The organism is Amycolatopsis sp. NPDC026612, assembly GCF_040638285.1.
GTDB lineage: Bacteria > Actinomycetota > Actinomycetes > Mycobacteriales > Pseudonocardiaceae > Amycolatopsis.
The window spans coordinates 16843-30665 of the sequence record NZ_JBEZYB010000087.1; the positions used below are offsets into that span (position 1 = coordinate 16843).

At 67.5% G+C, this 13823-nt stretch carries 10 protein-coding genes; 5 read left to right on the forward strand and 5 right to left on the reverse strand.

Annotation, left to right across the window (positions count from 1 at the left end; translation table 11 throughout):
* Nucleotides 1-108: 108 nt before the first annotated feature.
* Nucleotides 109-612, reverse strand: coding sequence for a hypothetical protein (locus AB0F15_RS38890; RefSeq protein ID WP_360281764.1), 504 nt, complete (start codon nucleotides 610-612; stop codon nucleotides 109-111).
* Nucleotides 613-1004: 392 nt separating this feature from the next.
* On the opposite strand from AB0F15_RS38890, the gene AB0F15_RS38895 reads away from it, so the two are divergent.
* The 3 genes from AB0F15_RS38895 (at nucleotide 1005) to AB0F15_RS38905 (ending at nucleotide 4931) form a co-directional block, all read left to right on the forward strand.
* Entirely contained in the window at nucleotides 1005-1745 is a 741-nt protein-coding gene (locus AB0F15_RS38895; protein ID WP_360281766.1) for a hypothetical protein, read from the forward strand.
* 104 nt (nucleotides 1746-1849) lie between these two features.
* Nucleotides 1850-2680: a hypothetical protein gene (locus tag AB0F15_RS38900; RefSeq protein WP_360281768.1), complete on the forward strand. Its 831-nt coding sequence runs from the start codon at nucleotides 1850-1852 to the stop codon at nucleotides 2678-2680.
* A complete protein-coding gene (locus AB0F15_RS38905) occupies nucleotides 2670-4931 on the forward strand; it encodes a hypothetical protein (protein WP_360281770.1) in 2262 nt (753 codons plus the stop codon). Before AB0F15_RS38900 ends, AB0F15_RS38905 begins: the two co-directional genes overlap by 11 nt.
* Here the strand turns inward: AB0F15_RS38905 and AB0F15_RS38910 are convergent.
* The 4 genes from AB0F15_RS38910 to fxsA all read right to left on the reverse strand — a co-directional run bounded on the left by AB0F15_RS38910 (nucleotide 4876) and on the right by fxsA (nucleotide 10937).
* The gene (locus AB0F15_RS38910; protein WP_360281772.1) at nucleotides 4876-5994 is read right to left on the reverse strand and encodes a hypothetical protein; all 1119 of its coding nucleotides are present in this window, start codon (nucleotides 5992-5994) and stop codon (nucleotides 4876-4878) included. The two genes, AB0F15_RS38905 and AB0F15_RS38910, sit on opposite strands and share 56 nt — an antisense overlap.
* Before the next feature lie 80 nt (nucleotides 5995-6074).
* Nucleotides 6075-7061 carry a hypothetical protein gene (locus tag AB0F15_RS38915; RefSeq protein WP_360281774.1) on the reverse strand — a complete coding sequence of 329 codons (987 nt, stop codon included), beginning with the start codon at nucleotides 7059-7061 and terminating at the stop codon, nucleotides 6075-6077.
* A complete protein-coding gene (gene fxsT, locus AB0F15_RS38920) occupies nucleotides 7039-10740 on the reverse strand; it encodes an FxSxx-COOH system tetratricopeptide repeat protein (RefSeq protein WP_360281776.1) in 3702 nt (1233 codons plus the stop codon). The genes AB0F15_RS38915 and fxsT overlap by 23 nt, the downstream gene beginning before the upstream one ends.
* A 29-nt stretch (nucleotides 10741-10769) precedes the next feature.
* Nucleotides 10770-10937 (reverse strand): FxSxx-COOH cyclophane-containing RiPP peptide, encoded by a 168-nt coding sequence (fxsA, locus tag AB0F15_RS38925; RefSeq protein WP_360281778.1) that lies wholly within the window; start codon nucleotides 10935-10937, stop codon nucleotides 10770-10772.
* A gap of 162 nt (nucleotides 10938-11099) precedes the next feature.
* Between fxsA and AB0F15_RS38930 the strand changes: the two genes are divergently transcribed.
* Together AB0F15_RS38930 and AB0F15_RS38935 are read left to right on the forward strand one after the other, a co-directional pair.
* On the forward strand, nucleotides 11100-12254 hold the full coding sequence (locus AB0F15_RS38930; protein WP_360281780.1) for an FxsB family cyclophane-forming radical SAM/SPASM peptide maturase: 1155 nt from the start codon (nucleotides 11100-11102) through the stop codon (nucleotides 12252-12254).
* Complete coding sequence (locus AB0F15_RS38935; protein ID WP_360281782.1) at nucleotides 12251-13519, forward strand: HEXXH motif domain-containing protein; 1269 nt, start codon at nucleotides 12251-12253, stop codon at nucleotides 13517-13519. The genes AB0F15_RS38930 and AB0F15_RS38935 overlap by 4 nt, the downstream gene beginning before the upstream one ends.
* Nucleotides 13520-13823: the final 304 nt, after the last annotated feature.

Sequence of the window (13823 nt, forward strand, 5' to 3'; positions counted from 1 at the left end):
TGTCATCCAAGTGGATCACTAGTGCCAGAATGCCGCGCGATGGGCCTGACTGCCAACTCTGCCCAGAGCTTGTCGGTGCGTTGACTGCCGAGGACGCTAGCCAGCGATTCACGGCCGGGTAGTTTTCGGGCACCCGGTTGGCGCGGGCGACCTCGCCGAACCGGTGGGCCGGCGGCTTGCCGAGCCACTCCTCATGACCGGGATGCCGCCGGGGTCGGCGTGCCAGTCCTGCATCGCGTGCGTCATCCCGACCTTGCCTCCGGGCGCGAGTTCGCGGATGACCTCCCACGCGGCGCGGTGTGCGGCATTCAGCCCCGCAGCGGCCGCGTCGTCGAACGCATCGAGGTCCCGGACGAACGGCGTCGTCGGGAAGGTGTCCAGGCACCCGCGCGTGATCATGTTGCCGGGCTCGTTGACCGTGCAGATGCAGGGCAGGCGGTTTCGAGGTGTGCGAATCCACCCGTCCCCGGCGTGTGCGCCGTCGACGACGTGGCGACCCTGCGCGGGCACGGCTTGGCCACACCGGCGGGCATAGCGGTGATCGGAGTCCTCGACTCCCTGGCCGCACGCCTCCGCCTGCCGGCCCGAAGTCACCGCGTGATCGAGGGCCACTCGGTCTGACGCAATCCGGAGACAGTTCCTGGTCCGCAAAGAAAACGGCGGCCGCCGTCGGTCGCGATCGAGCCGGTTCTTCAGGAAGAGCCTGGCAAGCCACCGACAGCTCCCTCCGTGAAAACGGTCAACCGAGTGAGGCTACGGCGCGGTTGTTTCACCCGTGGATGTGGCGAATTGGCGATCATGGGCAGGAGAACACCCTTCAGAGACCAGGGCGTTCGACAGTGACGGAACGAGGTGTCAAGCTCCTGTCACTTCTCAATTCATGATCGAGTTGGGAAAATCGCTTCGCGAAGTCCGGCCGATCGGCAAGATACGATATCGTCGGCGAACACCGCGTCGCGGCAGGAGCATGTATGTACCTGGGGTTCACGGCCAGACTGGCTACGGTGGCGATGATCGCGGCCTGCGCAGTGACCGCATGCGCGTTCGATGCGGCACCAGCCGTCGCCGACACCGACGACGACTCTCAGCTCGTCTACTGCCTGGCCCCCGACTCTCGGGATGCGCTGATCGACGCCGCGGTAGCTCTGGGTCTCGCCCAGCGCTCTGGCAACAGGCTCGTGGTGGGTGGCGAAATTCTTGACGTTCAGGCTTGGCGGGGCGTGCGGCCTGAGGATTTCCGCCGTACGTGCGAAGCGTTGTCGGCTGCGGAGCGGGCCCCCGGTCCGAGCGCTCTGGCGAGCGCCTTGCCATTTCTCACGGGAGTCACGAGCGCGCTCTTGGCCTTCGCCGCGGCCTTGGCGCTCGCGAGCGTCACCCGTGGACGCGAGCGCGCCGCGCACCTGCGATCGGCCTCCGACGACTTCCGGCAAGCCGTCGAGGCGTACCTCGATGGCTGGGACAAGACCCACCTTCGCGTTGAAGCCACCGGGCGCAGGAGCGCACTGCTCAGCCGGTTGGGGGTGGTCAGAACGGCACACCGGCGATGGGTGACGGTCGAAGCCGTGGAACACGAGCTGGTCGGAGGGGCGGTGGGCCAAGCCATCTCGCAGCCGTCCGCGGACGGCCGTGACCTGACGGCCGACTTGAAAGCCGTACACGATGACGTCTTGCGCATCGCCCGCGCACTGGAACAGCCGCTGTGGCCCCACCCGGGAATGCACTCGCTCAGCGGACGGTCGGCATGACCCCGGCACGGTCGGGAGTCAATCCGTTCCATCTGTCCGGTTGGCCGCGGATGCGCCCGCTGTGTCCGTGGGAGGAACCACAGCACCGGCAATTCTACGTTGCCGTGGACCGCACCGAGACGGCGTTCGAGGAGTTCGTCGCCGAAATGGCGGACATGGTCACCCTGTTGCGGGATGGCCGGTTGGTGCTGGTGACCGGGGAGACCGGATGCGGGAAATCGGCCCTGGTCAACCGCTGCGCCGACTGGGTGGTCCAGCAGATGACCGAACGAGGAGCCGGGTGTGAAGTGCTCGATCTGACGGCAGCGCTGAACGGCCTGCCGGAGGATTCGATCGACAACCGGATGAGCGCGGTTTGCGACCAGCTGTTCGTCGAACTGACTCGCCGGCAGTTGATGCGAGCGGACGCAGTCACCTCGCTGGAGCCCCACCGAGAAGTACCCCGTCGTGTCTACCCGCACCTGCCGGAGGCCACGCCGAGGCCGACGGTGCTCGTCATTCTCCTTCCCACCTGTGAACTGGCGGACGAAGTGATCCGGTACGCGTCTCTGGCGCGCGGCCGAATCCTCTTTTTCGTCGAGTCGCCGTTCATGCAAGCGAACGACGTCCGCCACATAGTGGAGAGCATGGAACGCTGGGGTTCCCCGATCACCCTTTCGGTGGGCGAGCTGGAAGAAGGCGACGTGCGGCGGTTCGCCTCGGATCGGCTCAAGCGCCACGCCGAGAAGGGTGAATACCCGAAGATGACCGAGGACACGATGGAGTCGCTGACCGGCCTGTTGACGTCCGTGAGCGAGTTGCAACGCGTCTTCCACGGCGTGTACGAGGAACTGCTCGGTAGCAGCGACTGGCCGGCCGAGGTCTCCTTCGAGGATGTCGTCAAGTTCCGCTTCCGGCGGGTCTCGCGCGGGCAAGGGACCGACCATGAGCCGTGAGCCGGACAGGACCGAACTGTTCGTGGACACGGCTGCCACGCGCGAGGCGACGTCCGCGCTGTCCGCGACCCTGGAAGGGGATTCGCCGGGAGCGCAGTCCGGCCAGGTGATCGCCATCTTGGGGGAGCGGGGCAGCGGGCGCACGCACCTAGCCACGAGGTTGCTCCAACATTCACGGACTCTGCGTTACGCCCCGGCGTTGTCGAAGTATATCGATGCGATGGCCTCCGATTTCTCCGACGTCTACCGGCGGCTGATGGGCGATGAACTGGTGTTCAGCGCCGTCCGGGCACAGGCCGACAGTTGGTACGCGGACGCCGTCGCGGACATGTTGGCCGAGCGGGGATTCGACCACGACATCGTGCGTCAACTGCGCGACGGCGTACTCCTCCCCCAGGCGGTCGTCAATCGGCTCGGCCTGATGGAGAGCGCGCTGTTGCGGGAGACCGGCAGGCGGCTGAATGCCGCGACCGGTCTCAAGGACCTCTCCACCGCCTTGGTTCTCCTGCTGCGCACCGGATCGGACGATCGTACGAAGGCCGGGCAACGGCGCGGCTTCCCCGGGAGCGTAAAGGAATGGCTGGCCGGTGGGGAACCGAGCGAAGTACTGCGGGAGCGGGGCATAACCACGCCGATCACCAGTGAGGTGACGGCGTTGGACGTACTGGCCGCCACCACACGGCTTTACCGCGGCCGGCGTGCGCGGTTCCTGCTGGTGTTCGACGATCTGCTGGTTGGCGCGGACCAGCCGCAGCCGGAGACCTTGCTGGCTCTGCGCACCCTGTTCGAGTCGGTCGCCGACGCCGGCGGGTGCCTCGTCTTGACCGGTGACCCCGATCTTCCTGAACTCCTCGGACCACAGCTGTGGCAGCGGATTTCCCGCACTGTGCAGCTGCGCGGATTCACCGACGACGAGGTCCGCTCGTTCCTGACCGCCTTGCAGGGAGTCCGAACCGGCAGGAGCGAGCTCGCGCCGTTCACCCCGGAGTCGGCCGGCTACCTCGCACGGCTTTCCGAAGGCAATCCGCGCGCAACGCTGCAACTGGGCAATGAGGCGTACCGGCTGGCGGGCACCCGGCAGCCGATCACGGAAGACGTCGTGCGGGAGGCCGCTCGCCACCAAATGATCGCCCTCGGGGCGGCGGAGGTACTCGGCGAGGTACAGCAGGTGCTGGATCTGAACGGCTGGGCCTACCGGCGCAGTCACCTCCTCGGCGCGGATGCGGACTCGCGTGCCGACTTCTGGGTCACCTTCGACGACCGCGCCGACGGGTGCGCTCTGCTGCTCAGCGAAGCGATACTCGCGAGCGAAGATGTCGCCGCGGTCATCCGGCGGGTGTTCGCCATCCGGCAAGCGGCTCCGGGTGCGGCTGTGATCCTGGCCGTCGAGGGGCTGCTGGACGTCTCGTACACATCCGGGCTCAAGGAGATCCTCGGTTCCGAGCCGATCGTCCACGCCGTGCGCGGCTTCTCGCACCGGCTCACCACCTTGCTGAACGCGGCGAGGCTCAGGTTGCCGCCGGTGGTCCGGGACAGCCCGTGGACCGACGTGGGCCACCGGCTGGACCAGATCAACCAGCAGCAGTCCAGCATCTTCGGCCTCCTCGAGCAGTTTTTCGACCACTTCACCGGGGCGGAACGGCGGTCCGACGAACAGCTGACCCAAGTGCTGCGCCGGGAACTGGCCGGGTTCGCCGGAACGGTTGCTCCGCCGAGCGGCCCCGATCCGCGGGTACGAGAGACTGCCGGTGTACCCGCTGAGGTCGACCGGCTCTTCGTCGAAGCGAGCGGATTGTTGGAGGAGCTCAGCCGGTTCGGCGAAACAATGCAGGCGGCGTTCGCCGACACCGTCGGCGAAGCGAGCAGCTTGATCCTGCGCCGGATTCGGTCGACGACACATTTCACCTCGGCCATCGGTTACGCTGTATTGCTTCGTGAGCTGGTGGCGGCCTTCCACACCGGAATCGCGGAGTGGTACGCAACCTATCCGGCGGACGGGCCGGGATCGCTGTCTCCGGCGGCGCAGGAGCGGCTCGACACCCTTTGCGGCAATTACGCCGAACTGGTCGAACACCTCCCGGCGTTCCAGCTGACGCCGCTGATCGAGCTGTACACCAAGCCGGGCCGGTGGGCGGACAGGACCGGGCCGAGGCAGAAAATGGAGAACGGCGTGGTGCTGAGAAAGCTGACCGAACTCAGCGATCGGGTTCGGGTAGCGGTGAACGAGTCGGCGAACGCCGAAACGGGGTGACCCCTCCGCTTGTCTCGAGGTCCGGCTTCGGCGGGTCGAACCGATCCCACATCGCGTTGCAGAGGGCGTGCAGGGTGTTGGCCGTGACGATCGCCGGTACAACGACCCCAATTGCGCCCGGGAACGCTGGTTCCACCAGCAGCGCCAAGAGGATCGCCGTCATCCCGTTCTGTTGCGCGAGCATCAGCCGGGCTCGGCTGTGCCGCCAGCTTCGCGGCATGGTCAGTACCAGAGCGGTCAGGGCCTGGGCACAGTAGGCGGCCGTACCCAGCAGAACTCCGGTGAGAGGTTTTACGCCGCCGACGAGCACGAGGCCGACGGCGAACATCGCCACGACCATTGCCCACCGCACTGTCCCGTCGACGAGCCTTCCCAGCGAGGGCCGGACGAACAACCCGAGCAGGGCCAAAGCCAGCAGAAGCGAAAAGTACACCGTAGCCAGCCCGACGACGACCGTGGCCAGCACGGCGACCGCCCGGACGGCTGTCAAGGCCGTTCGCCGGTGCCGCCACGCCACCCGGCGAGCGGCGCACAGACCGCGCCACACGAGGTACCCGGCCGCCGCGAGGACGAGGTTCCAGAACAGATTCTGCGCGAAGGCCGTGAACCCGGCTCCGAAGGAGGATCTCCCGTCGCCGGAACCGAACAGGAATGCAGTGACATAGATGGTCAGCAGAGCTGTGACCGGGTCGTCGAAAGAAGCCCACGCCGACAGCAGGGAATTCGTTCGCGGCGAAAGCCGTTGCCGGGCACGCACGGCCGCCACAGCGAGAGGGTCGATTTGCGCCATCGCCACGGCGAGGACGAGGTGATCGGGTTTGCGGAAACACAGGTACATGACGCCGAAAATGATCGCGATCTTCGCGACGACGCCGACGGTGACCGCGAGAGCGATCATCGTGACCCGGTTGCGGAATTCCGTGAGCGCGATGCTCCGCGTGCTGGCGTAAAGCCCCAGGCCGAGAAGGGCGGTGACCAGCAGGCTGTAGGTACGGGACCGTTCGAGGCCGGTCAGGTGCAGGATCGCCGCGGCGGCAGCTCCGACCGCCACCGCGGCCGGCAACGTGGGGAACCGCGAACTGAGGCTCGTCGGAGCCCCTAAGCGTCTCCCGCGCTGGCGGATCCCCACTATTCTGCCGTCGGTCAGCCGTCGAGCTGGGCGAATTGCAGAGCAAGCCGCGCCATGCGTTCGTCCGCTCGCGACTGTGTCTCCTGGTTGAGGGTGACTCCGACCAGGTAGTCGCGGGCTCCGAGCCGGTAGTAGTAGATCGCGCCCTGCTCCACGTCGAGCACCACTCGCACCAGCAGATCCCCGAGCACCGTCTTGACCATACGGTTCAACGTGCTCACGGACGTCTGGAGCTCACCGCAGAACGACCGGTAGAACCGGCGCCGGTGGGCGACGGAGCTTTGGAGGAAGAAGGGAGCGAGTGCGGATTCGCCGAACAGGTCGGCGATGAGCGTCGCCTCACCGTCCCGGCAGTGGGCGACCATGTGGAGATCCTCGATCGCCAAGGCTTCATTGAACAGCTCGACCGCGCGTTCATCGAGCCTGCCCAGATGCTGCACCGAAGCGATCGCCTCTCCGGTGACAGCGGGTTCAGGTGACTGCCGGACATCCCACCCACCAGGGTTCAGCGACGGCAGGCTGATCCGGCCGCGGACAGCGGTCACCAACAGCGCCACGGCCTGATCCGCCGCCATGACGTCCTCCTGGTCAGAGGGGTTTCGGACGACCCGTGACGCAGAGCGGTCGCATATCACGCCGACTACCTGCTGCCCCGGTATCACCGAGTCACAGAAGAACGCTCCGCTCGGCGTGTGCAGGACGGTGCGGATCAATGCGCCGGTGCGTACTTCCTGCAGCTTCCGGTCCACGGTGGTCAGTCTCAGGGCGAGTTGCTGACCGACTCGTTGCAGGTCTTCACGCCCGGGGCCACTTTCGCCGGGAACGAGCCGGTCGACACTGAAGTCGAACAGGCCGTCGCTGTAGTGGGCGAGATAGTCCAGCGGGTTCGCGTGCAGGGTCTCCCGGCAGAGGCCGATCGTCGGTTCGAACGCGTGGTCGGCGTGCGACGCTCGCACCGTGTGCGACACGGCGGTCCCGTCAGGTGTCCGGGATGTCGACATCGATCTCCTTCCAGGTGGATTCGCCGAATCCGGCGGGATCGTCGCGAACCAGATCGAAGTTGTGGGCGGCGACGGATGTACAGGGGTGCCGTGCTCCGAGGAATTCCAGGCAGGCCGCGTGCGTCTCCTTCAGCAAGTCCCCGGCTTGGACGGCGTCGCCGGCCGCGGCGAGAGCGACGGCGTGGTCCACGGACGCCGCCAGCGTCCACGGGTGCGTGTCACCGAGTTCGGCGCGCAGCGACTCGACGGCGGTGGTGAGCTCCGCCAAACCCGCTCCGACGGTGCGCAGCTGGGCGAGCCCGACGCCCAGGCGGCACAGCGCGACGAAAGGGTGCCGATCAGCGACCAGGCGCAGAAAGCCTCGCAGCGCCTCGCCGGCGAGATGGACGGCGTCCTCGAACTGGTGCGTCGCCCGTGCCGCCGCCGCCAAGCTCAACACACCGGCAAGCGTGCGGGGGTGACCGGACCCGAGCAGCTCGCGGTATTCGCGCACCACGCTCTCCGTCGTGTCCCTGGCAATCCTCGGCGAGCCGGTGAACCGCCGGGTGACAGCCCGTTGGTATTGGACGGCCAGCTTGGCGGGGTGCGGATCGGGCAGCAACGCGTGCAGGCGCTGGGCCGCGTTGTCCAGCATGTCCCGGGCGGCGTCGTAGTCACCCAGTTCTCGTCGGTAGGTGCCGAGCTTGGCCAGTGACGAACACGTCATGAGGTTGTCCGCACCCAGCAACCGCAGCCGTCGCAGGTAGTTCTGTTCGGCTACGTCGCACGCCGCCACCGCATCCCCGGAAAGGAACAGTGAAGTGGCGTAGTTGTTGGCAGCCATCAGCGTCTGCGGGTGGTCCCCGCCGAGTTCTTCGGTGAATCCCTGCCATGTCGCCTGGTCTTCCAGGTAGGCGTCGGTGAACTGACCGAGCCCCCGCAGGTCGCCGCCCCGTCCCCGCGCGGTGATTAGTGTCTGCGGGTGGCGGGGCTCCCAAGCCCGGCGTTGGTCGGCCAGCGCCTCCTCGTCGAGCCGCAGCGCTTCCGCCGGATTGCCCAGAGCCCGGTGGAGATTAGCCAGCTGAGCGGCCAGCCGCAGCCGCAGCGCGTCGCCGGTGCCGTAGCGGGTGGTCCACTCCTCGAGCAACTTGCGCGTCGGTTCGACCGCGGTGCTGTGCACCCTCGGCCCACCGTGGACGTACAGGTAGCGCACTTGGTTGACCAGCCACCGCCGCACCGTGTCGGTGGTGGCTGCTTGTGCTCCTGCTGGCGCGACGTGCTGCTGGAGCTCGGCGAAGCGCTGGAGGTAGTGGGGCTCGGCTTCATCGACTTCGCTGGGCGCGAATTCTGCCAGTACTTCGTGCACGTTCGCCAGATGGGCGGCCCGCTGGACTTCGGTCATCCCTGCGCGCAGCGCCGCCTGCACGACCCGGTGCTGGTGCAGCGAATGCCGGACGCCCCAGGAGACCCGGAACAGCCCGTACCGGGCGCCGAGCCACAACACCCGGTCGATCTCGCCGGAGTCCAGCCGAAGCGCCTCAGCGTCCGTGCCGGACAGCTCGATCAACGTGCGGCGCATGCCAGCCGAACGAAGTAGCTCCAGCCCGATGCCGTCGGGGGAAAGGAACGCGCACAGTCGCGCGAGCAGCACCGCGATCCGGCCGAGCTCCGACTCGCAGAGGCTGGCAACCACCACACCGACCACCTGGGGGACGACGCCCGTTCCCGGACTCTTGTCTTGGGCGGCCTCGCTCAGGCGTTCGGCAAACGCCCGGCCGGCCCAGGAGGCGGCGTCGGCGACCGTGCTTCCCGCGCGGCGTTCGACAGCGACGGCCTGGGTCAGCCACGCGGCGGTGAGCTCCAGCGCGACCGGAAGCTTGCGCACCTCGAGGGCGACGGTCGTGGCGTCCGCCTGGGACAAGCCGGGCACTCTGTCGGTGAGCAGGCGAACGCCGTCCTCGATGTGCATCGCGCCGAGTTCCATGTCGGGCGACAGCGCCGAGGCGGTGGTGACGATGAGGTGACCAAGCCCGGGGGTCGGTAGCAGGAGCTCGAGCTCGACCGGGTGGTCGACGTTGTCGTAGACCAGGAGAAACCGTTGGTGGTAAGGATCGACCTGAAGCCGCTCCAGCGCGGTAGCCGCCCCGGAGTGCTGGGTTCCCCGCACGTCGAGCTTGCCTGCCAGCTGCGCGAGGCTGGCCACCAGGGTGGCGGCGTCCGACGCCGGTGCCCACCAGACCAGGTCGTAGTCACCGCAGAACCGGTGGGCGTATTCGAGAGCCAGCGAGCTTTTGCCGACGCCCGGTGCGCCGCTCAGCGTCACGACCCCGCCGCCGTCGGGGCCGGTCAACCGGTCACGCAGCTGTTCGATGCTTTCGTCCCGTCCCACGAAGTGCTGATTGCGGGCGGGCACTTCGAAGATGTCCGGCTGTTCGCCCGGCAGCCGCATCCGTTCCGCCGGCGCGGCGGGGGAGTCGAACAGCTGAAGATGGCGGAACAGATGTGCGCGGAGCGTCCGCGCGTCACCGGACGCCGCGATCGACGGCGTTCGCGCGTCCGGAATCGAATCGACTCCGTCGAGACTGATCCGGATCGAGGGGAGCTGCCTCACCAACTCGGCGACGGCGTCGAGGTGAGACGACTCCTCCAGACGAGCCGAGTCGACGACGACCACCCCGGCGATGTCGGCCGGCTGTTGGTCGAACGGGCCCACCCGCATCGAACCGGCCTGCACCCCGCCCTGCGCCAGCACTCCGCTGACCCAGTCGGCCCACGGCCGGTCGGGCGCTGCGTAGACCACCAGTATCTTTTCCGGCACGGCGGCCGGGTCGAGCCCGAACATCCACCTGTACCGGGCCCGGACCCTAGGGGGGACGGTGAGCGACTCCGACACCACGCCGCCCGTGACGATCGCTGCGAGGCGCCCGTACGCCACATGGAGGGGGCTGCCGGTGGACGGCTCCTCGACCAGGATGGCGAGCAGCGGATCGAGGGTGTCGGTCGAGAGGTACGGGATCTCGATCCAGGCGTCCCGGTCGTCCTGCGGTGGCAGGGTGAAGGCGGATTTGATCGCGGCGCGGATGGCTTCGGCCCGCGCCGGGTACCTGGCGTCGAACATCATCGCCACCGGCAAGATCGAGACGGTCCCCGGCGCCCGGACGGTCACCTCACGAGCCAGGTCGCCTGCCTCTCTGACAGCCACCGACCGCGGTCGGAAACAGACAACCACTTTGTCGCAGAGAGCCGCGATCATGTCGACCTTGAGCGCGGCCGGCCGGGTAGGCGCATCGACGAGCACGTCGTCGTAGCCACAGGCACGCAGCCGGCCTCTCAGATCTCCTGCCGAAACGGGGTCCGCCGCCGGCGATGCTGCGCGCTCCGACCACGCGACCACATCGATGTGACCGCCCGCCGCGGGCAGGATGAATCGTTCCGCGGTCGGTGACGTTCGGTCAGCGTTGCCGACTCTCGTATCGCCGGTTCGGAGCAGGGCTTCCGGCACTGCCACCGGCCCGGCGCTGAACGGCTCCAGGTACTCCGCCACCCGGGTGACGTCGTAACTCGAGTCGAGCACCATGACGCGCCGCCCTGCGCCGGCCAGCACGCCAGCCAGATTGGCCACCATCGTCGTGCTTCCGGTGCCCACGACACCGGTGAGGATCGCGGTCACCTCGGTCTGTTCGTCCGGTGCGCTGCTCATCACCACTCCCGGTCGGTGGACCGCCATTCTTACAGGGAACTCTCGAATCCGGAGTACCGATTCGGCATGTCCACCGGCTCGGTGAGCACTCGGCGCAACGCGGTGTTGAGAACGGAGTCCGGCAGCGCTTCGAGCTGGTCCAGGTCGATGCCGGTGACGTCCGGCAATTCGGATTCCAGACCTGTGTCGTCGTCCATCCGCCACGCTCCCCTTCCGCGTCGGTGACAGCGAATCCTACCGGGACATGGCCGATGATACTGCTCGCCACTGCGCCATTCGGGTATCGACGGCGACGAGACGCCACCGCACCCGATCAGGCAGTATCGGCGTGTCACCGCCTGCGGGTCCCGAGGAGAACCATGCCGGACGTTCCACCGTTGCCTTTCCGGCAGTTCATCATCAAGGTGCACAGCCGGTGCAATCTGGCGTGCGACTACTGCTACGTCTACACCAAGGCCGACGAACGGTGGCGGTCCAGGCCGCGGGTCATGACGCCCCGCGTCGTCGAGTTCACGGTGCGCCGGGTCGCCGAACATGTGCGAGTCCACGGGCTAGACGAGGCCGAGGTGATCCTCCACGGCGGCGAGCCGTTGCTCGCCGGGCCGGCCACGATCGGCCGGCTGGTGTCCGATTTGCGGCTCGCGGTGCCGGCCCGGTTGAAGGTGACGGTGCAGACCAACGGAACCCTGCTCGACGAAGATTTCTTGAACCTGTTCCGAGAGCTGCGCGTCCGGGTCGGCGTGAGCCTGGACGGCGATGCGGCCGCACACGACCGCCACCGGGTCGGTCCCAGTGGTCATGGCAGTCATCGGGATGTGCAACGCGCCTTGGCCGCCTTGGCGTCCCGGGAGTACCGGCATTTGTTCGCCGGGTTGCTGTGCACAGTCGATTTGGTCAACGACCCGGTGACCACCTACGAGGCACTGCTCGAGTACGAGCCACCGAAAGTCGACTTTCTGCTGCCGCACGGCAACTGGACGAATCCACCGCCGGGCCTGCCGGCCGGTCCGGGTGCCACACCCTACGCCGACTGGCTGATCGCATTGTTCGACCGCTGGTATTCCGCGCCGGAGCGGGAGACAGGGGTTCGTGTCTTCGACGAAATCCTCGCCGTGCTGCTCGGCGGGCACTCCCGGCTCGAAGGTGTCGGCCTCGGTCCCGCCGCGATGATCGTGGTCGAGACCGACGGCATGATCGAGCAGTCCGACATCCTCGCGTCGACCTTCGAAGGCGCGGCCGCGACGGGCCTGCACGTGGTTCGGGACTCGTTCGACGCGGCGTGGGGAGTTCCCGCCGTGACCGCTCGGCTGAACGAGCTCGCCGACCTGTGCGAGACATGCCGAAGCTGTCGGCATCGAGTCGTGTGTGGTGGTGGTCTGCCGGCCCACCGCTACCGTGCCGGCTACGGCTTCGACAACCCTTCGGTGTACTGCCCCGATCTCTACCGGCTGGCTGGCCACATTCGCGATCGGGTCTCCGCCGACCTCGCCGAGCTGCGCCGGGCAACGAGGTGAACCCGCAGGTTCACCGGCTGAGCAGAGCCGATCTCGTCACCTTGTCCAGAGGAGGCGGCGGAGCCGCGGTTGTCCGGAACCTGGTCGCGGCCCGGCGCAGCCGAACGCTTTTGCTGATTCGCTACATCATCGGGGCCACTTCGGGCGACGAGCGGGTGCGGCGGGCATTCGAGGCGTTGAGGAACACGCATCGGAGGGCACCGGAAGCGGTAGCACGGGTGCTGGACGACCCGTTCGTCGGGGCGTGGGCGACACGAACTGCCACCGAGCTGAAGGGCGGCCGTCCGGCAGCGCCGGAACGGCTCGCGAACGTGGCGCTCGCAGCCGCGGTCCTCGGCCGGGTTGACGCGGTCGTTACCGTTTCCGGAGCTGGACGGCTCATCCTGCCGTCGATGGGGATCGTGCAGCGTCAGGTATCCGGCGACGTCGGCGTGCGTCACACCCCGGAAGGCACCGACGTCGCCGAAGGAGTGCGGATTCCCCTGCGCTGGCAGGACACCGTGCCCGCATGGCACCCGTTCCCCAGGATCACCGTCGGTGCGGCCGGCGTGTCCACCTCGTTCTCAGTCGACATCTGGTCGCCGGAGGAGCTCCCGCCCGACCTGCAGATCTCCGACCAAGTCGACCTGCCCGGTTGGCAAGACATGGCGACGCGGACTTGGGACCTGCTGACAAGTCACCACTCGGAGGTGGCGGAAGGACTCGCGGCGGGGGTCAGCGTGCTGAGCCCCCTGCGACCGGTGCCGAGCGGCATGACCAGCGCAACACTCGACGACACCTTCGGCTGCGTGTTCCTGTCCGCTGCCCCGAACCCCTTGGCTCTTGCCTTGACCTTGGCCCACGAATTGCACCACACCAAGCTCGTGGCACTCATGGACTTGATCCCGCTCGTGGAACCGCTGCCCGGAGAGCGTTTCTATGCCCCATGGCGCGAAGATCCGCGCCCCGCGGTCGGATTGCTGCACGGAACGTACGCGTTCACCGGTGTCGCTGCGTTCTGGCGCAGGCAGCGCCATTACGAGCTTACGCCCCAGGCGCGTGCGCACGCGGACACGGAATTCGCCCGGTGGCGCCTGGCGGCAGCCCAGGCGGCGGGGACCTTGCTGCGCAGTGGCCGTCTCACCGATCTCGGTGTTGATTTCGTGACCGGTATGGCTGCGTTGCTGGATGACTGGTGCAGGGAGGAGGTCCCGCTCGCCGCTCGCCGACGTGCAGCACAGCTGGCCGACGAGCACTGGTCTCGATGGGTTGCAGGACACCGATGATACTCGTCGACTACACGCGACACGGAGCGCGGCTTGAGGTCGCGCCAGCGAATCAATGGGACTTCGCCGGATTCGGTGCAGCACTCATCCTGGTGTCTCCTCGCTGGTCACCCCCCGTTCGAGCGGGAATCGCGTCCAGTAGTTCCGCTAGGGCTGTTCCGGTAGGACCCTATCGTTATCCAATTCCACCGATTTGGATGACCGGGCTAAGAGCGTGTCTTACGTGGTGATCGATCGCTGGTGAGCGATGATCTCGGTTGTGGTTGATCGGTTGTCGTTGCGGTTGGTGCCGGATGAGCTGTGG

Bases quoted from the DNA above. Each gene is read 5' to 3' on its own strand.
- AB0F15_RS38905 (WP_360281770.1), top strand. From the start codon at position 2,670: ATGAGCCGTGAGCCGGACAGGACCGAACTGTTCGTGGACACGGCTGCC.
- AB0F15_RS38915 (WP_360281774.1), bottom strand. From the start codon at position 7,061: ATGTCGACATCCCGGACACCTGACGGGACCGCCGTGTCGCACACGGTG.
- fxsT (WP_360281776.1), bottom strand. From the start codon at position 10,740: ATGAGCAGCGCACCGGACGAACAGACCGAGGTGACCGCGATCCTCACC.
- fxsA (WP_360281778.1), bottom strand. From the start codon at position 10,937: ATGGACGACGACACAGGTCTGGAATCCGAATTGCCGGACGTCACCGGC.
- AB0F15_RS38930 (WP_360281780.1), top strand. From the start codon at position 11,100: ATGCCGGACGTTCCACCGTTGCCTTTCCGGCAGTTCATCATCAAGGTG.